This is a genomic window from Methylobacterium guangdongense, assembly GCF_038442355.1.
In the GTDB taxonomy this organism is placed as follows: domain Bacteria; phylum Pseudomonadota; class Alphaproteobacteria; order Rhizobiales; family Beijerinckiaceae; genus Methylobacterium; species Methylobacterium guangdongense.
In genome coordinates, this window is sequence record NZ_JBBXMX010000011.1 from 58844 (window position 1) to 79812 (window position 20969).

Genomic DNA, 20969 nt, shown 5'->3' on the forward strand with positions numbered 1-20969 from the left:
GGCGACGCGGCGGGGTACGGGGGGCCTCATTGGGCGGTGGCGCTCGGCGGCAGGGTCAGCCTCAGGGGAGCAACCGGACTGGCATCGCCGGACACGGCAATCTCGGCCTGCGCCGCGTAGGCCGCGATCAGCCTCGGCCCGAGCTTCGGCACGTTGGGCCGGCCGGAGGCGGCCATCTCGCTCACGCCCGAGACGATCGAGACGCAGAGCGGCTGGCCTGCCGGGGCGTCCAGGCCGATGCTGATGGCGCAGGCGACGTGCTCGGCCGTGGCGTCCAGGCATTCGGCCACGATCTCGGCGACGATCATACCGAGCGCGTTGGCGGTGCGCGGCTCCACGAGCCCGTTGCCCGAACCGTCGACCTGCACGCTGATTCGGCCGGCCCGGCGGAGCTGGCCGAGGCCCGAGGCCAGGCGGTGCAGGTAATCCCGGAGATCGATGGACGCGATGTGCGGCGCCTCGTGAAGGTGCTGCTGCACCAGCGCGATCGCCCGGACCCGCTGCCCCAGGGCCTCGAAGCTGCCGCGGCAGGCGTCCGGCGCCGCGCGTCCGTACAGGCCGATCAGACTGACCATCACCTGCAGGTTGTTGCGGACGCGGTGATAGACCTCGGCGAGCAGCGTCTCCTTCTCGGCGAGCGCGTGCTCGATATGCTCCTCGGCGTGCTTGCGGTCGGTAATGTCGAAGCAGGAGCCGAGATAGCCCTGGAACCGCCCGTTCTCCATCAGGGGGCGCGCCGTATCCAGCAACCAGCGATAAACGCCGTCGTGTCGGCGCAGGCGGAACTCCACCACGAACGGCTTGCGCGCCTCGAAGGCCTCGGCGACGATCCGGGCGTGACGGTCGAAATCCTCGGGGTGCAGCCCTTCGCGCCAGCCGAGGCCGAGTTCCGCCGCGAGCGGGCGGCCGGTGAATTCCAGCCAGCATTCGTTGTGGTGGATCGCGTGCCCATGCTCGTCCGAGCGCCACATCATCAGCGGGACGACATCGGCGAAGCGCTTGAAGCTGTCGCTCAGCGCGGCCGCCTCGGCGCTGCCCTGCGTCACCGCCACATCGGACGCCTCCCCAGAACCATCGTCCTGCGGACCAGCCGTTCCGGACCCTGGGGGCTGTCCGACCATACCTTGTTTGACCCGCTGTGACGCTCTGTGTGGGGAGAGGACCGTTCGGAATGCGCCGGTCAACGTGCCGACCGGGGCGCCGTTCCGGTCCTCGACCGCCTTTGGCGCGGTCATTCACAGGGATGGGATGATTGGTCCACCTGCAACGTATGCCTGCGCACGGGAGAGGGGGCCTGTCGCGCACTGCCGTCAGCGTCGATGGGCGCCGGAGATGGGTAAATTGCGTAGCCTCTGCGGGGCAGCCCTTTCAAGGTGTTTGCAGGACCACTCAGACACCGGTCCGCGGCGCACGCTCCTCCCCTGGGCGATCCCGGGCCTGCCCGGAATCGCTCAAGCTTGTGGGAAGGAATTTGGGGATCGCAGATCCCGCGTGGGGGTGGTGCAGACGGCACCGCTGCGCCTCATCCTGCACCACCCCCACCCCTGGCCCCTCCCCACAGGGGGGAGGGAAAAGGCGGCGCTCTTTCAGGACGTCAGGACCACAAATTGCGATCCTCGCAGTCAGCTCAAACACTCTGAAAGGGCTGCCTCTGCCGGGGAGACTGCCGGTCCAATTGGATCTACACGCCCTGAACGACGCTGCCCCCGAACAACCCTCGTACCGCTGCGGCTCAAATTCCCAAATTCTACTCGCATTAGGAATTTGGGCTTGACAGCGGCACGCTCCTGGGCTATCCATCAAGCACGGTCGAGACGTATGCGGAGGGGGCGGCGATGCAGGTCGGCGCTGCTCACCCCAAGGCGCAGCGCACCGAGGTGCTGCGGCTCCTGCGCGAGACCGACCTGACGATCGCCGGGATCGCCGCCCGTACCGGGATCCCCCCGAGCACGATCAAGACCTGGAACGCCCGGGACGGGTGGCCGCGGTCGCCGCGATGGCGCTTCGTCCTCGCGCGATGGTCCGAGCCGCGGCGCCAAGCCGTCAGGCGGCTCCTGAGCCAGCCGGGCCACGATCCCGTCGATGTCGCGGTGGCTCTGGGCTTCGGGCGCAGCCAGACGGAATGCCTGAGCGCGGCCATACAGCTGACCCCGCTGGTGCAGCAAACCCGCCGCGGTGGTGCGCGCGATCCGGCGACCGCGATCGACCCATCGAACCTGCGCGCACACCTGCGCGCCCATATCGCCCGGCAGATCGCGGCCTTCGACACGGCGCTGAGCCAGGACGGGGTGGCGCTCGCCGAATCCGCCCGGGTCCTGCGCGACCTCGGCGGCCTGAAGCGGCTGCTCGACGACGTGGGCGGCGCGCAGGGCACAGGGGAGGGCGGCGATGACACCACCGAGCTCGACCTGCCCGCGCTCCGCGCGGAGATCGCGCGACGCTATGATCGCTTTGTCGGCGGCGGGGCGCCTGCCTGATTTCCTCGCCGCGCTGCCGCCTGAGCTGATCCGGGCGCTCGAGGCCGACTGGCTGCACTGCGCCCGCGCCGATCAGCTCCCGCCGGCCGATCCGGAGGCGCGTGACGCGGAGCCCCGCGGGGAACCCTGGACGACCTGGGCGGTGATCGGCGGCCGCGGCAGCGGCAAGACCCGAACGGGGGCCGAATGGGTCGATGCCCTGGCCCGGGGCGATCCGGCCTTCACGTCCGAGCCGGTCGGGCGCATCGCGCTGGTGGGCGAGACCCATTGCGACGTGCGCGAGGTGATGGTCGAGGGCCCGTCGGGGCTCCTCAGCCTGCCCCGGCGCGGCCGGAGCCGGCCGGTCTGGTCCCCGAGCCGGCGGCGGCTCGAATGGGGCAACGGTGCCGTCGCCCAGGCGTATTCGGCCGAGGAGCCGGATGCGCTGCGCGGCCCGCAATTCGGCGCGGCGTGGTGCGACGAGGCCGCCAAGTGGCGCCGGCCGGAGGCGACCTTCGACATGCTGCAATTCGGCCTGCGGCTGGGCGCCCGCCCGCGCAACCTCGTCACCACCACGCCGCGGCCGGTGCCGCTGATCCGCCGCCTGCTCGCCGATCCGCGGACCGTGGTGAGCCGCGCCCGCACCCGGGACAACGCCGCTCACCTCGCGCCGGACTTCCTGGAGCACGTGGTCGGGCGCTACGCCGGCACGCGGCTCGGCCGCCAGGAACTGGACGGCGAGCTGATCGAGGATCGCGACGACGCCCTGTGGGACCGCGCCGGCCTGGACGCCGGCCGGGTCGCCGCCGCCCCCGATCTCGGGCGGATCGTCGTGGCGGTCGATCCGCCCGCCACCTCGGGGGCGCGCTCGGATGCCTGCGGGATCGTGGCGGCGGGCCGCGCCGGGGAACACGCCTACGTGCTGGCCGATGCGAGCCTGCCCCGCGCCACGCCGCAGGCCTGGGCCGGGGCGGCGCTCGCGCTCTATCACCGGCTCGCCGCGGATGCCCTGGTGGTCGAGGTCAATCAGGGCGGCGAGATGGCGGCGTCCGTCCTGGCCCAGTGCGATCCGGCGGTGCCGGTGACCCGGGTCCACGCCACGCGCGGCAAGTACCTGCGGGCGGAGCCGGTCTCGCTGCTCTACGCCCGCGGCCTCGTCCACCATGTCGGGGCGTTCCCCGCCCTGGAGGACGAGCTGTGCGATTTCGGGCCGGACGGCCTGTCCGGCGGGACCTCGCCCGACCGGCTCGACGCCCTGGTCTGGGCGCTCACCCATCTCATGCTGGAATCGCGGGCGGTCCCACGGATCCGCCGTCTGTGACGCGGCGCAACCGGCGCACGGCCCGAAAAACAATACGGCGCGCCTCCATGGGAAGCGCGCCGAAAGGCGGTTCGTGGTCTCATGAACGAACTGCATCCTGTATACACGATATGGTGTGCCCCACTGTGGCAACCGCACCACGGTTGCGCTTCGCGGTTGGGTTGAGCCCGTCTTTTTTCCTGTCGCGGCGGATGATTTTGGTGCGGTGCGGCTTCGCGGGGCGTCGCCGCGCCGCCGGGCGCAGCCCCATGGCCTGACGGCGCGGCCCGGGCGGCGCGGACCTCCGGCCCCCATCGCCGTCATCAGACCCCGCGCGACCCCAACGCAGGACCGGACCGGCATGTCGACCCTCCTCGAACGGCTGGCGCGGGTCGCCCGCCGCACCGCCCGCGACGCGGCCCCGGCCGCGAAGGCCGCCCCGGCCTTCGCGCTGTATGCCGACAGCCGGGCCTGCTGGACGCCCCGCGACCCGGCGGCGCTGGCTCAGGCCGGCTACGCGCGCAATCCGGTGGTCCACCGGGCGGTCCGGCTGGTCGCCGAGAGTGCCGCGAGCCTGCCGCTGATCGCCACCGGATCCGGCGCCGACCAGGGCGCCGACCTGCTGGCGCTGCTCGCCCGGCCGAACCCGCGGGAGAGCGGCACGCATCTGCTGGAGACGATCTACGCCGATCTGCTCCTGGCCGGGACCGCCTATCTGGAGGCGGTGAGTCTCGACGGCCGGGTCGCGGCGCTGCAGGCCCTCCGGCCGGGGCGGATGCGGATGCTGCCGGGGCCGGACGGCTGGCCGGCCGCCTATGTCTACACGGCGGGCGGGCAGAGCCGCCGGTTCGACCTGCCGCCGCCCGGCGCCCCCGAGATCGCGCCGATCCTGGCGCTGAGTCTGTTCCATCCGGAGGACGAGGCGGGCGGCCTTGCCCCCGTGGCGGCGGCGGCCGCGGCACTCGACATCCACAACGCCGCGAGCGCCTGGAACAAGGCGCTCCTCGACAACGCCGCCCGGCCCTCGGGGGCGCTGGTCTTCGCGGGCGCCACGCTCTCGGAGCCGCAATTCGACCGGCTCAAGGCCGAGCTGGAGGCGAACTATCAGGGCGCCGCCAATGCCGGCCGGCCGCTGCTGCTGGAAGGCGGGCTTGACTGGAAGCCCCTCGCCCTCTCGCCCCGGGACATGGATTTCGTGGAGGCCAAGAACGCGGCGGCCCGGGAGATCGCCCTGGCGTTCGGGGTTCCGCCCCTGCTGCTCGGCTTGGCGGGCGACAACACCCACGCCAACTACGCCGAGGCCAACCGGGCGCTCTACCGTCAGACCCTGATCCCGCTGGCGCGCCGTACCGCGCAGGCCCTCGCGGTCTGGCTGGAGCCCGCCTTCGGGCCGGTTGATTTGGAGCCCGACCTCGACCGGATCGAGGCGCTGGCCGCCGAGCGGGAATCGCTCTGGCGCCGGGTGCAGGCGGCGGACTTCCTGTCTGTGTCCGAGAAGCGCGAGGCGGTGGGCTACCCGCCGGCGATGCCCGGAGCGGGGGAGGGCTGACTGTTCTGCGCGCCGCGCGGCGGATCCCCTCTCCCCGCGGGCGGGGAGAGGCCCGCACGGACCTTGTCGTCCATGCGGGAAGCGGAGGCGAAGCCGCGGCAGCGGTGAGGGGGATTGGCCGGAAGCGTCTCGTCCTGAACCACCCCCTCACCTTCGGCTGCCGCCGCGATGCGCCGACGGCGAGGTCGTCGCATCCCTCTTCTCGCCCGCGGGGAGAGGGGATCCACCGCGATCCGCGAGAGCGGACCACCCCTGAGGACTCCCATGGACGGCCATTTCACCGGCTACGCCAGCGTCTTCGGCGTGCCCGATCTCGGGCGCGACGTGGTCGTGCCGGGCGCCTTCGCGGCGAGCTTGGCCCGCCAGGGGCCGGCCGGCGTGCGGCTCCTGTTCCAGCATGACCCCGCCGAGCCGATCGGCCGCTGGCTCTCCCTGCGCGAGGATGCCCACGGCCTGTTCGCCGAGGGGCAGCTCAACCTCGCGGTCCAGCGCGCCCGGGAGGTCGATGCCCTGCTGCGCGGCGGCGGGATCGACGGCCTGTCGATCGGCTTCCGCACGCTGCTGGCCCGCCGGGGCGCGGGGGGCGAGCGCCGGCTGCATCGGGTCGATCTCTGGGAGATCTCCCTGGTGACCTTCCCGCTGCAGCCGAGCGCCCGGGCGAGCCCCGCCCCGGACCCCCGCGCCCCCGATGCCCTGGCGGCCGAGATCCGCGGCCTCGCCCGACGAATCGCCCCACCCGCGACCCCGCGGCCCTGAAACCCACGACCCGGAGCTTCCCGATGCACGCCGACACCCCGCTCGCGCCCGCCGCCTACGAGACCAAGGGCGGCCTCCCCGATTTCGGGACCCTGGACAACAAGGCCGTCCGGCCGGACGGCGCCCCGGTCCGCTCCGCCCTCGACGAGCTCTCGGCCGCCTTCGCGGCCTTCAAGGAGACCAACGACGCCCGGATCGGCCGGATCGAGGGCCGCCTTGGTACCGATGTGCTGACCGAGGAAAAACTCGCGCGGATCGACGCGGCGCTCGATGCCGCCCGCACCCGCCTCGACCGGATCCACCTGGAGCAGGCCCGGCCGCCGCTCGGCCAGCCGGGGCCACGGATGGAGGCCGGCGCGCAGGAGCACAAGGCGGCCTTCGACCTCTACGTCCGGGCCGGCGAGAGCGCCGGCCTCAAGCGTCTGGAGGCCAAGGCCCTCTCGGCCGGCTCGGGGCCGGACGGCGGCTACCTCGTGCCGGACACGATCGAGCGGACCGTGCTGACGCGGCTGGGCGAGATCTCGCCGATCCGCGCCATCGCCAGCGTGCAGCAGATCTCGGGCGCGCAGTACAAGCGCGCCATCTCGGTCGGCGCGCCGGTGACCGGCTGGGCGGCCGAGACCGCGCCGCGACCGCAGACCGACGCGCCGGCGCTCTCCGAGATCGCGTTCCCCGCCATGGAACTCTACGCCATGCCGGCCGCCACGCAGACGCTGCTCGACGACGCCGTGGTCGATCTCGACGCGTGGCTCTCGGCCGAGATCGAGACCGCCTTCGCCGAGCAGGAAGGCGTGGCCTTCGTCACCGGCAACGGCGCCAGCCGCCCGCGCGGTTTCCTGAGCTACGACACGGTCGCCAATGGCGCGTGGGTGCCGGGCAAGCTCGGCTTCGTCGCCACGGGCGCGGCCGGGGCGTTCCCGTCGGGCAATCCGGGGGACGTGCTGTTCGACCTGATCTACGGGTTGCGGGCGGGCTATCGCCAGAATGCCGGCTTCGTGATGAACCGGCGCACCCAGAGCGCGATCCGGAAGTTCAAGGATTCCGAGGGCAACTATCTCTGGCAGCCGCCGCTCGCCGCCGGCCGGCCCGCGACCCTGATCGGCTTCCCGGTCACGGAGGCCGAGGCGATGCCCGACCTCGCCAAGGACAGCCTGTCGGTGGCCTTCGGCGATTTCCGACGGGGCTATCTGGTGGTGGACCGCACCGGGATGCGCGTGCTGCGCGACCCGTATTCCGCCAAGCCCTACGTGCTGTTCTACACCACCAAGCGCGTCGGCGGCGGGGTGCAGGACTTCGACGCGATCAAGCTGCTGAAGTTCGGCTGAGCAGGAGGGATCGCGCGCTCCCTCCCCCTCCGCGGGGGAGGGTGGTCCCCGAAGGGGGTCGGGAGAGGGGAGCGACGGGGCAGATCGAGGCTCTGCCCTTCAAGCCGCTCGCGCCCCTTCCTGAACCCGGGTTCCCCCTCTTGCGGGACTTCGTCCCGGCCCGACCCCTGCTGACGCAGGGGCCACCCTCCCCCGCAAAGGGGGGAGGGGGGTCTGCGGCTCAGAACCGGCTCAGCGGCCCGAATTGCCGTCGCGCATGGCGCCGGTCGGCTCCTGCACGTGGGCCTCGAGGAACCAGAGCTGTTTGTCGACCGCCCGGGAGATCTCGGTGAACAGGTCGGCCGTGTCGGGGTCGCCCGCCTCGTCGGTCTCGTCGATGTTCTCGCGCACGGCGTTGGCGTAGGCGGCGTAGCTGTCGATCAGCGCGGCGATGTGATCGGCGATGGCGTAGATGCCGGTCGGGTAGGGCGGCAGCTTGGTGCGCTCGGCGACCGCCTGGGTCGAGCCGAAGGCCGTGGCGCCGAGCTGGACCGCGCGCTCCGCGACGCTGTCGTTGAACTCGTCGAGCTCGGTCCGGAACCCGTCGAGCATCTCGTGGACGCCGATGAACTGCGGGCCCTTGAGGTTCCAGTGCGCCTGCTTGATCGCGAGCGCGAGATCGATGCCGTCCGCCAGCCGGGCGTTGAGGGCTTCGATCGACACCTTCTTGGCGTTGGAATCGGTGTTGTTGCGGGTCTTGTGCGACCGGGGGGTGTTGCTGGTGCCGGTGTCGGCCATGGGTCTCGCTCCGTGTCCGGAAAGGTTCGGATGCGAAAGTGCCGATGCGGCCTCAGGTTCCCACCCGCGTGCGGGATCCCCTGGCGGATGAGGGGCGCGCGGGGCGCATATCGCCCTATCGACGGCGCGGGCGCGCCATCCAGGTGGACCGGTTGCCGCGCGGCGTGGCGTCGCTCACCTGCATCTGAGACAGTTCGGCCGCGCGCGCCGAGATCCAGCCGGCATGTTCGGCCACCGGGGTCACCGCGGTGAAGCCGCCGCAGGCGGTCCGGCGGCTGCCCTGCTGCAGGGCGCCGCTCGACCAGCTCACCACGCCGACGATCCGATAGCCGCCGGGGCCGCCGGTGAGGATCGGGCCGCCGGAATCGCCCAGGCACGCGCCGGCCCCCGAGGTCTCGGCCATGCGCCGCCGGTCGGTCACCACGGCCACCCGATTGGCGACCTGCAGCGAGCCGATCGAGACGAGATGGGCCAGCCGCAGGACGCGGGCCGAGCCCCGCCGGTTCTCGGCGACGACGCCGAAGCCCGCGATGTCGACCGGCTCGCCGTTGCCGATTGCGCCCGCACCCCGCGGATCGAGGGGGACGAAATCGGCGCCGAGGGGACGTTCGAGCTTAAGCAGCGCCAGGTCGACCCCGGGCTGGTCCTCCGGCGTCGTGCCGGGGACGAAATCCGGATGCATCGTGGTGGCGATCACCGCGGAGCGGCGCTGGCGGAAGCTGCGGTCCACGCCGATCACCGTGTAGCCCGCCGGACGCATCACGCAGTGGGCGGCGCTGAGCACGAGATCCGGGGCGATCAGCGTGCCCGAGCAGATCTCGCCCTCCGTGCTCTCGATGCGCACGACGAAGCTGCGCGCCCCGTCCCGATCCCGGGTGGTCGTGCCGTTGATCACGGCCGAAGCGGGAGCGGGGAGCAGCCCGGCCAGCGCCCCGAGCACCATCGCGCCCAGCAGGCCGGCCCCGAGGCGCCCGCGCGCAGGGCGCTCGCAGGGGCGGGCCTTGCGGATCGGGCGAGGGAACATCGGGCACTCCGGGGCGCGGTCGGCGCGCCCTCGACGTGCGGGCGACGGGGGCGAGCCTAGAGCAAACCAATGGGTTGGCCAAGCTGAGGTTCCCTGCGGATTCGGACCGTCCGGAGGGAGGCGTCTTTCCGGCGTCCCGGCGATGCCCGGCGGTTTTTCGGCAAAAGCCGGCGCCGCGCGAAACGATACGGTAGCCCTACCGTGCTATGAACACGGACACGCGATCCCAACCCCGATAAGGGGGTGTTGCCGCGATCGACCGAAGGGTGCGGCACGCCGCATGCAAGCCGAACCTATTCTACGCCGGTCTCCCGGGAAGAACTTCAGGCCGTCTCAGCCATGAACGACCTGATCGCAGCAGTGGGCCTGGGGATCCGAACCGATGATTGGCTTGCTGGTTGTGGCCGTGGCTGGCGTATTGATGGGATGGTACTTCCGGGTCGGCTTCGTCGTCATCGCCTGTCTGGTGTTCCTGATTGCCGACATCCTGCGCATCCTGCTGAAAGCAGAGTTTCAGTTCGCCGATCTCTTGATCTTGTTTGCTTATATGTCGGCCTTGCAGGGTGGATTCATGCTGGGTGCTTATCTTAAGCATCGGCGCCGCAACTAGAGCGTGTACTGCCGTAGCGGACGCCTCTGCGGGGCACCGTCACCCCATTTCACGAGCTGCCCCGTTTCCCGGACCGGGGGAGCGGAGTCTGAACGGGATTGAGCACGGGAAACGCCGCGCGAGCTGTTCGAGGCGGGTTGGGCGGAGGCTTCGCGGCGTCTCGCGCCGGCGCCCGCGTCCCTGTCCGCGACCCTGTCCGCGGCATGCACCTGGATCAGCTGCTGATCCGATCGACGTGTGCGCTCGGCGCCCGCCGATCAGCGCAGAGGCCGGCGTGGGCTCGGCTCAGAGCCACCAGATCACGCCGCCGCGCAGGTAGGAGGCCGCAGCCCAGAGGATGATGGCCGTCATCGAGAGCGTGAGGCCCCAACCCAGGCGTTGTCGGTTGCTCAACATGCGTCGCGGATATCCCGAGGCTCGCTCGTCTGGCGCGCTCGACCGCCCTCGGCTCGCCGCGCGGCGAACGATCTCGGCTGCGCGCCGACCCGTTAGTCCGAGATCTGTCGCGTAACAGGCCCGGTTGATAACGCGTCTGGCTCAATCGCCGACTCGTATTCGGTCCGATTGAATTGTGGGCGATGCAGACTGCGCAGCGCGCGCCCCGTACCCGGAGGCGTACTACTCGGTCCAGCGGGCGCTCCGGCCCCATCCGCCCAGCACCTGATCGATCCAGCCACGCTGCGGTCCGACCAGCACGCCCTGGGTGAGGCCACCGCAGGCCCCGCCGATCCAGGCGGCCAGCGCCCGCACGGCGCCGTCCGGCCCGGTGATCGGGCCGCCGGAATCGCCCTGGCAGGCCCCGCCGGCGCCGCCCTTGAGCCAGACCAGGATGCGGCTCGGCCCGTAGGGCTCGATCACCGGCAGAGTCACGCTCCGGTAGGTGCCGGTCGAGCGCGGATCCCCGGGCTTGGCGGCGCCGTAGCCGCCGAGGGTCAGATCCTCGCCCGCCCGCGGCGCCGCGGCGCTCAGGGTCGCCGGCGTGAAGCGCGGCGGCAGCGGCGTCGCTGTGCGCAGGAGGGCGAGGTCGATGGAGCGCCGCCGGGCCTTGGCGGCGCCCGCGTCGTAGCCCGGATGCACCGCCCGCGCCGCCACCTCGACCAGCACGGGGGCACCCGCGTCATCGCGAAAATGAACGCGGTGCTGCGGGGCGTCGGCGAGGCAATGGCCGGCGGTGAGCACCGTGTCGGGGGCGAGCACCACGCCGGTGCAGACGCCACCCTTCGAGGACAGGACCATCACGGCCCCGCCCGCGGGCGCCTCGGCCCCGCCCACGATGGCGCCGGCCGGCGAGCCAGCCAGCGACAGGGCGGCCGCGAGTGAAGCGGCTGCCGCCGCGCGGCTTTTCGAGACCAGCATCGGATCACCGCTCAGAGGGACACACCATGATCCCGTTACGCATCGATGCCGCCGTCGTCGAGCCGGTGAGCGTGGCCGAGCTGCGCGCCTACCTGCGGTTCGACTCGGACGATGACGGCGCCGAGGATGGGCTGCTCCAGGCCCTGATCACGGCGGTGCGGGCGAGCCTGGAGATCGAGACGCGCCGGATCCTCGTCCCCGGCCGCTACCGGATCGCGCTGCCCGCCTGGCCGCCGGACGGGCGGATGCCCCTGCCGCTGAGCCCCCTGGTGACGGTCCTGCGCGCCGGGCTCGCGGACGCTTCGGGCGTCACCGACCTCGCCGGGGGGCTGGTGCGCCCCGGCCCCGACCCGGTCGAGGCGCCGGGCCTGCTGATCGACCCGGCGGTGCCGGACCCCGCCGGGCGCACGATCCTGATCGAGGTCGCGGCCGGGTTCGGCGGTGACGGGCCGCCCCTGCCGGCGCCCCTGCGGCTCGCGATCCTGCGGCTGGCCGCCGCCCGCTACGAGCACCGGGGCGACGAGGCGGACGCAGTCCGCACCGACGCCGCCGATCTCGCCGCGCCGTTCCGCCGGATGCGCCTGTGATGGCGGGTATCGGAGACCGCCCGATGGGCCTGACGCCCCGTCACCCGCCGCTCGGCGCCCGGCGGCGGCGCTTCGTGCTGGAACGCCCGCTTGAGGCGCCGGACGGGTTCGGTGGCGTGCTGCGTCGCTACGTGGCCGGCCCGGTCCTGTGGGGCGCCCTGGCGCCCGCCGGGGTGGTCGACCGGCCGGAGGGCGGCCGGACCGACACGCTGCCCGCCTACCGCATCACCCTGCGCGGCCGGGCCGACCTCGACCCGACCATGCGGCTCGCCGCCGGCCCCCGCCGCTTCGCGATCCGCGCCGTGACCGAACCGGACGGGCGGGGCCGCGACCGCATCTGCCACGTCGAGGAGCTGCCGCAGGAGAGCGCGTCGTGAGTGATCCGAGCCCGCTCCTGGCGCTCCGCGCCGGCCTGATCGCGCGCTTCACCCCGGATGCGGCCCTGGCGGGTTTGCTGGGTGGCCGCGTCCGGCTCTACGACGAGCCGCCCCGGGGCGCGCCTCCGGTCTATGCCCTGTTCGGCGATGCCGCGATCGAGGACGATTCCGTCGATGGCGCCGAGCGCCACCGCCACAGCCACGAGATCGCGGTGATCGCCAAGCCCGGCTCGGTCCGCACGGCGCTCGACGCCGCCGAGCGCATGGCGACGCTGCTCGCCGACACCGCGATGCCGCTCGCCGGCTGCCGCCTCGTCACCCTGCGGGTGCGCGCCATCAAGGCCCACCGCGACACCCGGACCGGCGAGGCGCGGGCGAGCCTCACCGTCGAGGCCGTCACCGAGAGTCTTTGAGGAGGGAGCCGATGGGCGCGCAGAAGGGCAGGGACCTGCTGATCCGGGCCGGGGACGGCGCGGGCGGCTTCGTGGCGGTGGCGGGCCTGCGCAGCCGCCAGATCACCCTCAACGCCGAGGCCGTGGACGTCACCAACGCCGATTCCGCCGGGCGCTGGCGCGAGCTGCTCGCCGGGGCCGGGGTGCGCCGGGCCGCGATCGCGGGCTCGGGCGTGTTCCGCGACCAAGCCTCGGACGCCCGCCTGCGCCTGATCTTCTTCGAAGGGGTCATCGAGACCTTCCAGATCGTGGTGCCGGCCTTCGGCCTCCTCGAAGGCCCGTTCCAGATCGCGAGCCTGGAATACCGCGGCGACCACGCGGGCGAGGTGACCTTCGACATGAGCCTCGATTCGGCGGGCGCGCTCGCCTTCGCGGCGGTTTGACGCCAAGGGGAGTTCGATGGCGAACCGGATCCGCGGCGCGGTGCCCCTCGACCTCGCCGGGCGGCGCTACACCCTCTGCCTGACCCTCGGGGCGCTGGCCGAGCTGGAGGACCTGCTCGGCGCCGGCGACCTCACGGGGCTCGCGGCACGCTTCACCGCCGGCCGCCTCTCGGCGCGGGACCTGATCGCCCTGCTGGGGGTCGCCCTGCGGGGCGGCGGCCACGACCTCGACGACGCGGCGGTGGCGGGTCTGCCGCTGGCGGGCGGGCTCGAGGCCGTCACGGCGGCCCTGGAGGCGGTGCTCGCCGCGGCGTTCGGGGCGGCGCCGGGGCCCTCCCGATTGCCGCGCGACGCGGGACACGACAGTGGCGCGCCGACGCGCTCGGAGGACGCGGCGGGCCCCCTCTCCCGGGCGGGGGAAGGTTGGGGTGAGGGACCAGGACTCGCAGGATCGAGCGCGTCGTCGACGCGCGTCGCATGCGCGCCTCCTTCGGAATCCGCGTATCCCTCACCCTGTCCCTCTCCCGCACGGGAGAGGGGACCTGTGCCTCATTTGGGCAAGACGGCACGCCCTTCGGCAGAGAGCGCTCCCGAGTCGGAGACGGATGCTCCGACCGGAGTCCCGCCGGCTTTCCCCTGGGACGACGCCCTGTCCCTCGGCCTCGGCGTGCTGGGCTGGCGCCCCGGCGACTTCTGGTCGGCGACGCCCCGCGAGTTCGCCGCCGCCCTCGGCCGGCGCGCCCGGCCGGAGCCGCTGACCCGGGCGGGTTTCGAGGATCTGCTCGCCGCCTATCCCGACCGAACCTGAGACGGGGCTGATCCATGGCCGATACCGACACCGAGGAGGCCGCGCGGGTCGAGCGGCTCCAGACCCTCGACCGTCTGGCCCAGAATTTCGGCCGCAGCCTCGACGCGGCCCTGACCCGCGGCGCCGCCTCCGGGCGCAGCCTCGACGGCGTGCTCGGCCTGATCGGCACCCGGCTCGCCGGCGTGGCGACCCGGGCGGCCGGCGGCGCGATCCAGACCGGCGTCACCGGCCTGATCAATTCCGTGCTGGGTGCCGGTTCGGAGGCCGGCTACGCCCGGGGCGGTGTGTTCCGGGGCGGGCGGGTGCAGCCCTTCGCGGCCGGCGGGGTCGTGGCGGCGCCGACCTACTTCCCGATGGCGAGCGGCACCGGCCTCATGGGCGAGGCCGGGCCGGAGGCGATCCTGCCGCTCGCCCGTGGCCCGGACGGCCGCCTCGGCGTCGCGGCGGGCGGCGCGTCGGCCCGGCCGGTCTCCGTGACGGTCAACATCGCCACGCCCGATCCGGCGGCCTTCCGCCGCTCCGAGGCGCAGGTGACGGCGAGCCTCGCCCGGGCGGTGGCGCGCGGCCAGCGGGCGACGTGAGGGACCGCCAAGCCACCCACCTCAACCCCGGGGACCATCATGGCCGACGACTTCCACGAGGTGCTGTTCCCCCTCGACGTCTCGCTGCGCGCGAGCGGCGGGCCGCAGCGACTGACCGAGATCGTCACCCTGGCCTCCGGCCGGGAGCACCGGAACGGCCGCTGGGCGGATTCCCGCCGCCGCTACGATGCCGGATTCGGGCTGCGCGGCCTCGACGCGCTCCACGCCGTGCTGGCCTTCTTCGAGGAGCGGCGGGGCCGCCTCTACGGCTTCCGCTTCCGCGACCGGGTCGATGGCCGCTCGGGGCCGCCGGGGCGGGCGATCGGCCCCCTCGATCAGCCGATCGGCACCGGCGACGGCGCCACCGCCACCTTCCCGCTGGTGAAGACCTACGGGAGCGGCTTCGCCCCCTATCGCCGCCGCATCGCCAAGCCGGTGGCGGGCAGCGTGCGGATCGCAATCTCGGGGCAGGAGATCGGTCCGGGGGCCTTCGCGTGCGACCCGACGACCGGCCTCGTCATCGTCACGCCCGACCACGTCCCGGCTCCCGGCGCCCCGGTCACCGCGGGCTTCGCCTTCGACGTGCCGGTTCGCTTCGACACCGACGAGCTCACCATCGACCTCGCGGCCTTCACGGCCGGGGAGATCCCGCGGGTGCCCCTCGTCGAGATCGTGCCCTGAGGGAACACCCATGCGCGACATCCCGGCGGCCTTCGCGGCCCATCTCGCGGGGGGCGTGACCACCCTGTGCCGCTGCTGGTCCCTGCGGCGGCGGGACGGGCTCGCCCTCGGCTTCACCGACCACGACCGCGACCTGACCGTCGCGGGTCTCGTCCATCTCGCCCGGACCGGCCTCGACGCCGCCGAGGCCAGCGCGGAATCCGGCTTCGCGGTCTCGGGGGGCGACGTGGCCGGCGCCCTGAGCAGCCTCGGCCTGACCGAGGCCGACATCGCCGGCGGCCTCTATGACGGCGCCGCGGTGGAGACCTGGCTGGTCGACTGGACCAACCCCGAGACGCGCCTGCTCCTCGACCTTGCCACGATCGGCGAGGTGCGCCGGGACGGCGATGCCTTCGTGGCGGAACTGCGCGGCCTCGCGCACCGCCTGGATGCGGAACGCGGCCGGACCTACCGGGCGACCTGCGGGGCCGATCTCGGGGACGGGCGCTGCCGGGTCGACCTCACGGCATGGCGGACAACCGGCCGGGTCACCGCCATGCCGGAGCCCGCCACGCTGGCGGCAGCGCTGGCCGGGGATTTTCCGGACGGCCTGTTCACGGGCGGGCGCCTCGCCTGGATTGCGGGCGCCAATGCCGGACACGCCGCGGATGTGCGCCTGCAGCTCGGCGGCCTGATCGAGCTCTGGACCGCGCCGCCCCGGCCGGTCGCGGTCGGCGACGCCTTCACGCTGACCGCCGGCTGCGACAAGCGCCTCGCCACCTGCCGGGACCGCTTCGCCAACGCGGTCAACTTTCAGGGCTTTCCGCACATGCCCGGCAACGACACGGTGATGCGCGCCGTCCCGGGCTCCGACCACGCCCTCGATGGCGGGAGCCTGTTCCGATGAGCGCGATGCGGCGGGACATCGGGGCGGCGGCGCTCGGCGAGGCGCGGCTCTGGCTCGGCACGCCGTATCGGCATCAGGCCTCGCTCCGCGGGGTCGGCTGCGACTGCCTTGGCCTTCTCCGCGGGGTCTGGCGGGGGCTCTACGGCGCCGAGCCGGAGGTGGTGCCGCCCTACTCCGGCACCTGGGCGGAATCGGCCGCCCCCGGCACCGACCCGCTCACGGAGGCGGCCCTCCGCCACCTCGTGCCGGTGCCGGGCCCCCTGGCGGAGGCCGCCCCGCGGGCGGGCGACGTGCTGCTCTTCGCCTTCCGCCGCCACCTGCCGGCCCGCCACTGCGCCATCGCCACGGGCGACGGCGCCATGATCCACGCCCATGACGGCGCCTGCGTCGCCGAGGTGGCGCTCACCGGATGGTGGCGGCGGCATGGGACGGGGGTGTTCCGGTTTCCAGTGGGCTGGTCAGATCCGATTCACGACGAACCGGTTGCCACGGTCAGCTTCACGCCCAAGGCGTCCATGACCTTGCGGACGGTCTCGTAGCGAAGCTTCGAGCCGGGCATCAGGGCCTTGTAGAGGCTTTCCCGTCCCAGGCCCGCCTCACGGGCAATCTGCGACATGCCGCGGGCCTTGGCGATGTCGCCGAGGGCGGCGATGAACAATTCGGGATCGGGATCATCCAGGGCGGCAGCGAGGTACTCGGCGATGGCCACCTCGCTGTCGAGAAATTCCGAGGCGTCGAAGGGGACGAAGCGCATCAGGCAATCCCATCAAGCTTGGCAGCCATGGCTCTGGCTCGCTGAATGTCCCGGCTTTGACTGGACTTGTCGCCGCCGCACAGCAGCAGGTACGTCACCTCGCCGCGTCGGATATAATAGACCCGGTATCCGGGGCCATACGGGATCCGCATCTCGAAGATGCCTGTGCCGACCGGTTTGACATCACCGAGATGACCGAGCCCCGCGGCGCGGATCCGCGCCGTGATGCGAGCCTTGGCGCGATGATCCCGCAGGCCAGCGAGCCAAGCGCGGAACGTATCGGACAGTAGGATCGTCGCCACGCCAGAAACGTATCCGAATGGATACCGCTTCGGCAATGCGTTCCCGCCCGGCCGGCCGTGGCCCGACCCGCCCGCAGCTTCACCACGGAGCCCCGCCATGGCGACCCTCATCCTGTCCTCGGCCGGGGGGGCGGTGGGCACCGCCCTCGGCGGGCCGATCGGCGCCGTGGTCGGGCGCACCCTCGGGGCTGTCGCGGGGGCCGGGCTCGACGGCGCGCTGTCCGGCTCCGGGCCGCATACGCGCTTCGTCGCGGGGCCGCGGCTCGCCGATGTCAGCGGACTCACCTCCACGGAGGGCGATCCGATCCCCCGGGTCTACGGCCGGGCGCGGATCGGCGGCAGCCTGATCTGGGCGACGCGTCCGCTCGAGGTCGCCAACACCACGGTGCAGCGTGCCGCGACCCCCGCCAAGGGGATGGGCGGCGGCCAGAAGACCGTGACGACCCGCTACAGCTACTTCGCCAACCTCGCGGTTGGCCTGTGCGAGGGGGAGATCGCCCTTGTCCGCCGGATCTGGGCGGACGGCAAGGAACTCGATCAGGTCGGCCTTTCCATCCGGGTCCATACCGGCGGCCCGGATCAGGCGCCCGACCCGCTGATCGTCGCCAAGGAGGGGGCGGAGACCGCGCCCGCCTATCGCGGCCTCGCCTACGTGGTGTTCGAGAACCTGCCGCTCGCCGATTTCGGCAACCGCATCCCGCAATTCGCCTTCGAGGTGATCCGCCCCGTCAACGGGCTGTACGGCCGCATCCGCGCCGTCGAGATGATCCCCGGCGCCAGCGAGTTCGGCCTCGATCCGGATCTCGTCACCGTCGATCTCGGCCTCGGCCGCACCGAGGCCGCCAACCGGCACCAGCTCCAGCGGGCCACCGACGTCCTCGCCTCCCTCGATGCGCTTCAGGCCCTGTGCCCCAACCTGCGGCGGGTCGCCGTGGTGGCGACGTGGTTCGGCACCGACATGCGGGCCGCGTCCTGCCGGGTGGTGCCGAAGGTCGAGGCGCGCACCAAGCGGGCGGTGCCGGCGGATTGGAGCGTCGCCGGGATCAGCCGCGCGGATGCCGAGGTCGTCTCGATCCTGCCGGACGGCAACCCGTCCTACGGCGGCACCCCGAGCGACGACGGCCTGACCCGGCTGGTGGCCGAGCTGGCCGGCCGCGGCCTGGAGGTGCTGCTCTACCCCTTCGTGATGATGGACGTGCCGGCCGGCAACGGCCTGCCCGATCCGCGCGTGCCCGGGGCAACGCAGCCGCCCTATCCCTGGCGGGGCCGCGTCACCTGCGATCCGGCGCCGGGCGTCCCGGGGAGCCCGGACGGGACCGGGGCAGCCGACGCGCAGGTCGCGGCCTTCTTCGCCAACGGCTACACCGCCGAGGTGCTGCACTATGCCGACCTGGCGGCGCAGTGGGCGGCCAACGGCGTCCAGATCGCGGGCTTCGTGATCGGCAGCGAGTATGTCGGGCTCACCCGGGTGCGGGGCGTCTCCGGCTACCCGGCCGTGCAGGCCTTCCGGGCGATCGCGGCGGCCGTGCGCGCGCGCCTCGGCCCGGGCGTCGCCCTGGTCTACGGCGCGGACTGGACCGAGTACGGCGCCCATGTCGTCGACGGCGGCGCCACGATCCGCTTCCCCCTCGACGACCTGTTCGCGGATCCCAACATCGCGGCGGTCGGGATCGACTGGTACGCGCCGGTCTCCGACTGGCGCGACACGCCCGACCACGCCGATCTCGCGGCCGCCGGCGACATCTACGACCGCGCCTACCTCAAGGCGCGCGGCGCCTCCGGCGAGGCCTTCGACTGGTACTACCCCGACGCGCAGGCCCGCGCCGCCCAGGCCCGCAGCCCGATCACCGACGGCGCCGCCGGCAAGCCCTGGATCTACCGGGGCAAGGACCTCGTGGCCTGGTGGTCGAACCCGCATGTCGAGCGGGACGGCGGCGTCGAGACCCGGGCCACCGCCTGGGTGCCGATGGGAAAGCCGATCTGGCTCACCGAACTCGGCGTGCCGGCGGTCGACAAGGGCACGAACGGCCCCAACGTCTTCCCCGATCCGAAATCGATCGAGAACGCCTACCCGCCGGAATCGCGGGGCTTGCGCGACGAGCTGATCCAGCTCCGGGGCCTGGAGGCGGCGATCGCCCGGTTCGATCCGGCGGTGCCGGGCTTCCGGGAGGCCGACAACCCGGTCTCGCCGGTCTATGGCGGCCGGATGGTCGATCCCGCCGGGATCTTCGTCTGGGCCTGGGACGCGCGGCCCTATCCGGCCTTCCCGACCGTCCGCGGGGTCTGGGCCGATATCGGCAACTGGCGGGTCGGACACTGGATCACCGGGCGGATCGAGGGTTGCGACCTCGACCTGCTGGTCCTGACGATCCTCGCGGATTTCGGCTTCGACGCCCCGGTCGCGATCGAGGCCGCAGCCTATCTCGACGGCTACGTGCTCGACCGGCCGCTCTCGGCGCGGGGCGCCCTGGAGACCCTGGCGCAGATCTACGGGCTCGATGTCTCGGCGGTGGCCGGCCGATTGCACCTGCGCGGGCCGCGGCGGGACCGGCCGGTGGTGCTGGAGGAGGCCGACCTCGTCCGGCTCTCCGAGGAGACGCCCGTGCTCCGTCAGGTCCGGGCCGAGGAGAGCGCCCTGCCGCGCTCGGTCGAACTCGGCCTTACCGAGTCCGAGAGCCCGGATTACCGCCGCGCCACGGCGGCGGCTGTGCGGCCCGTGGGCGAGCGACGCCACGAGACCCGGATCGAGGCGGCGATCGTCACCCGGCGCGAGACCGGCGACGGTCTCGCCGAGGCGATGCTGGATCGGATCATCGCGGCCCGCGATAGCGCGGTCCTGACGTTGAGCCCGCGCCGGGTCGAGCTGGAGCCCGGCGACCTCCTGGCGGTGCCGGCCGATGTGCCGGGCGGCACGGTGCTGCGCAGGATCGACCGGATCGACGATGCCCCCACCGGCCGCCGGATCGCGGCGAGCGGCGTGCCGCCCCGGGCTGGGCCGGTGCGCGGCGTGCCGCGCAGCATGGCGCTGACCGGGGTGGCGCGCCCGTCCTTCCCGGGGCCGCCGCTGGCGCTCGCCCTCGACCTGCCGGCGGACCGCGGCAGCCCCCCGATCCTGCAATACCTCGCGGTGGCGGCCGAGCCCTGGCCCGGGGCGGCCGCGATCTGGCGCGCCGAGGGGGCGGGGCCGCTCACGCTCCAGGGCATCGTCGATTACCCCGCCTGCCTGGGCCGGACCCACACGGCGCTGCCCGCCGGGCCGCTCTGGCGGATCGACCGGCATCGGCACCTGGACGTGACCCTGCGCCGGGGTGGGGCGCTGGCGTCGATCGGCGAGGCCGCGATGCTGGCCGGCGGCAACCTGTTCGCGCTGATCGGTCCGGACGGGGCCGTGGAACTGCTCGGCGCCGCGTATGCCGTGCTGACCGGGTCCGACACCTACCGGCTATCGGGCCTGCTGCGCGGGCTCGCGGGCAGCGAAGCGGTTGCGGGCCGGACGGCACCCGCGGGCAGCCTGATCGTACGCCTCGACGATGGCGCCGTGGGGCCGCTGGTGACCGGGCTCGACGCGGTCGGCCGGGCCTTCCGCTACCGGATCGGGCCGGCGGGGCGCGACCCGGGCGATCCGGCCTTCACGGAGCTGACCGCCACGGCCGGGCTGACGGCGCTCCGGCCGCTCAGGCCGGTCCACCTGCGGGCGCGCCGGACCGGCGAGGGCGTGCTGCTCTCCTGGATCCGGCGGGCGCGCCGCGACGGCGATGCCTGGGAGCCCGCCGAGATCCCCCTGGACGATCCGGAGGCCTACGCGGTCACGGTGTTCGCCGGTACCGGCACGGCCCTGCGCACGCTCAGCGCCGAGGCGCAGCAGCTCCTCTACGCCGATGAAGTGGCCGATTTCGGAGGCCCGCAGCGGAGCCTCGACGTGGCGGTCGCGCAGATCGGCCTCGTCGCCGGTCCCGGACCCGCCTGCCGCGCCCGCATCCCCGTCCGTTCGGCCTGATCCCGGAG

At 73.3% G+C, this 20969-nt stretch carries 22 protein-coding genes and 1 pseudogene; 17 read left to right on the top strand and 6 right to left on the bottom strand.

Going from position 1 to position 20969, the window contains the following annotated elements:
* Positions 1 to 26: 26 nt before the first annotated feature.
* Positions 27 to 1121: a sensor histidine kinase gene (locus tag AAHG09_RS20080; protein ID WP_342109258.1), complete on the bottom strand. Its 1095-nt coding sequence runs from the start codon at positions 1119 to 1121 to the stop codon at positions 27 to 29.
* 714 nt (positions 1122 to 1835) lie between these two features.
* On the opposite strand from AAHG09_RS20080, the gene AAHG09_RS20085 reads away from it, so the two are divergent.
* From AAHG09_RS20085 to AAHG09_RS20105, 5 genes are all read left to right on the top strand, one after another.
* Entirely contained in the window at positions 1836 to 2477 is a 642-nt protein-coding gene (locus AAHG09_RS20085; protein WP_342109259.1) for a hypothetical protein, read from the top strand.
* Positions 2443 to 3777: a DNA-packaging protein gene (locus AAHG09_RS20090; RefSeq protein WP_342109260.1), complete on the top strand. Its 1335-nt coding sequence runs from the start codon at positions 2443 to 2445 to the stop codon at positions 3775 to 3777. The genes AAHG09_RS20085 and AAHG09_RS20090 overlap by 35 nt, the downstream gene beginning before the upstream one ends.
* Before the next feature lie 340 nt (positions 3778 to 4117).
* The gene (locus AAHG09_RS20095) at positions 4118 to 5305 is read left to right on the top strand and encodes a phage portal protein (RefSeq protein WP_342109262.1); all 1188 of its coding nucleotides are present in this window, start codon (positions 4118 to 4120) and stop codon (positions 5303 to 5305) included.
* 264 nt (positions 5306 to 5569) lie between these two features.
* Positions 5570 to 6061: an HK97 family phage prohead protease gene (locus tag AAHG09_RS20100; RefSeq protein ID WP_342109263.1), complete on the top strand. Its 492-nt coding sequence runs from the start codon at positions 5570 to 5572 to the stop codon at positions 6059 to 6061.
* A 23-nt stretch (positions 6062 to 6084) separates the two neighbouring features.
* Positions 6085 to 7386 carry a phage major capsid protein gene (locus AAHG09_RS20105; RefSeq protein WP_342109264.1) on the top strand — a complete coding sequence of 434 codons (1302 nt, stop codon included), beginning with the start codon at positions 6085 to 6087 and terminating at the stop codon, positions 7384 to 7386.
* Positions 7387 to 7617: 231 nt separating this feature from the next.
* On the opposite strand, the gene dps is transcribed toward AAHG09_RS20105, so the two are convergent.
* Positions 7618 to 8163 (bottom strand): DNA starvation/stationary phase protection protein Dps, encoded by a 546-nt coding sequence (gene dps, locus AAHG09_RS20110; protein WP_342109265.1) that lies wholly within the window; start codon positions 8161 to 8163, stop codon positions 7618 to 7620.
* Between the two features lie 115 nt (positions 8164 to 8278).
* Positions 8279 to 9187, bottom strand: a complete 909-nt coding sequence (locus AAHG09_RS20115) for a S1 family peptidase (protein ID WP_342109266.1) — start codon at positions 9185 to 9187, stop codon at positions 8279 to 8281.
* Positions 9188 to 9569: 382 nt separating this feature from the next.
* Between AAHG09_RS20115 and AAHG09_RS20120 the strand changes: the two genes are divergently transcribed.
* Complete coding sequence (locus AAHG09_RS20120; protein ID WP_342109267.1) at positions 9570 to 9797, top strand: hypothetical protein; 228 nt, start codon at positions 9570 to 9572, stop codon at positions 9795 to 9797.
* Positions 9798 to 10415: 618 nt separating this feature from the next.
* Here AAHG09_RS20120 and AAHG09_RS20125 read toward each other — a convergent pair.
* On the bottom strand, positions 10416 to 11153 hold the full coding sequence (locus AAHG09_RS20125) for a S1 family peptidase (protein ID WP_342109268.1): 738 nt from the start codon (positions 11151 to 11153) through the stop codon (positions 10416 to 10418).
* 26 nt (positions 11154 to 11179) lie between these two features.
* On the opposite strand from AAHG09_RS20125, the gene AAHG09_RS20130 reads away from it, so the two are divergent.
* The 10 genes and pseudogenes from AAHG09_RS20130 (at position 11180) to AAHG09_RS20175 (ending at position 16447) form a co-directional block, all read left to right on the top strand.
* A complete protein-coding gene (locus tag AAHG09_RS20130; RefSeq protein ID WP_342109269.1) occupies positions 11180 to 11740 on the top strand; it encodes a head-tail connector protein in 561 nt (186 codons plus the stop codon).
* A gap of 23 nt (positions 11741 to 11763) precedes the next feature.
* Entirely contained in the window at positions 11764 to 12117 is a 354-nt protein-coding gene (locus AAHG09_RS20135) for a head-tail adaptor protein (RefSeq protein ID WP_459558969.1), read from the top strand.
* On the top strand, positions 12114 to 12530 hold the full coding sequence (locus AAHG09_RS20140; RefSeq protein ID WP_342109271.1) for a DUF3168 domain-containing protein: 417 nt from the start codon (positions 12114 to 12116) through the stop codon (positions 12528 to 12530). The genes AAHG09_RS20135 and AAHG09_RS20140 overlap by 4 nt, the downstream gene beginning before the upstream one ends.
* An 11-nt stretch (positions 12531 to 12541) precedes the next feature.
* The gene (locus AAHG09_RS20145) at positions 12542 to 12952 is read left to right on the top strand and encodes a phage major tail protein, TP901-1 family (RefSeq protein WP_342109272.1); all 411 of its coding nucleotides are present in this window, start codon (positions 12542 to 12544) and stop codon (positions 12950 to 12952) included.
* Between the two features lie 16 nt (positions 12953 to 12968).
* A pseudogene (locus tag AAHG09_RS20150) lies at positions 12969 to 13280 on the top strand (gene transfer agent family protein); the annotation flags it as partial.
* A 216-nt stretch (positions 13281 to 13496) separates the two neighbouring features.
* The gene (locus AAHG09_RS20155; protein ID WP_342109382.1) at positions 13497 to 13760 is read left to right on the top strand and encodes a phage tail assembly chaperone; all 264 of its coding nucleotides are present in this window, start codon (positions 13497 to 13499) and stop codon (positions 13758 to 13760) included.
* A 14-nt stretch (positions 13761 to 13774) separates the two neighbouring features.
* Positions 13775 to 14341 carry a phage tail tape measure protein gene (locus tag AAHG09_RS20160; RefSeq protein WP_342109273.1) on the top strand — a complete coding sequence of 189 codons (567 nt, stop codon included), beginning with the start codon at positions 13775 to 13777 and terminating at the stop codon, positions 14339 to 14341.
* Positions 14342 to 14380: 39 nt separating this feature from the next.
* A complete protein-coding gene (locus AAHG09_RS20165) occupies positions 14381 to 15022 on the top strand; it encodes a DUF2460 domain-containing protein (protein WP_342109274.1) in 642 nt (213 codons plus the stop codon).
* Positions 15023 to 15032: 10 nt separating this feature from the next.
* A complete protein-coding gene (locus AAHG09_RS20170; RefSeq protein WP_342109275.1) occupies positions 15033 to 15908 on the top strand; it encodes a DUF2163 domain-containing protein in 876 nt (291 codons plus the stop codon).
* Positions 15905 to 16447 (top strand): NlpC/P60 family protein, encoded by a 543-nt coding sequence (locus AAHG09_RS20175; RefSeq protein ID WP_342109276.1) that lies wholly within the window; start codon positions 15905 to 15907, stop codon positions 16445 to 16447. The genes AAHG09_RS20170 and AAHG09_RS20175 overlap by 4 nt, the downstream gene beginning before the upstream one ends.
* On the opposite strand, the gene AAHG09_RS20180 is transcribed toward AAHG09_RS20175, so the two are convergent.
* Both AAHG09_RS20180 and AAHG09_RS20185 read right to left on the bottom strand, forming a co-directional pair.
* Positions 16378 to 16662, bottom strand: coding sequence for an addiction module antidote protein (locus tag AAHG09_RS20180; RefSeq protein WP_342109277.1), 285 nt, complete (start codon positions 16660 to 16662; stop codon positions 16378 to 16380). The two genes, AAHG09_RS20175 and AAHG09_RS20180, sit on opposite strands and share 70 nt — an antisense overlap.
* Entirely contained in the window at positions 16662 to 16964 is a 303-nt protein-coding gene (locus AAHG09_RS20185) for a type II toxin-antitoxin system RelE/ParE family toxin (protein ID WP_342109278.1), read from the bottom strand. Before AAHG09_RS20185 ends, AAHG09_RS20180 begins: the two co-directional genes overlap by 1 nt.
* A 97-nt stretch (positions 16965 to 17061) precedes the next feature.
* On the opposite strand from AAHG09_RS20185, the gene AAHG09_RS20190 reads away from it, so the two are divergent.
* A complete protein-coding gene (locus AAHG09_RS20190; protein ID WP_342109279.1) occupies positions 17062 to 20961 on the top strand; it encodes a baseplate multidomain protein megatron in 3900 nt (1299 codons plus the stop codon).
* Positions 20962 to 20969: the final 8 nt, after the last annotated feature.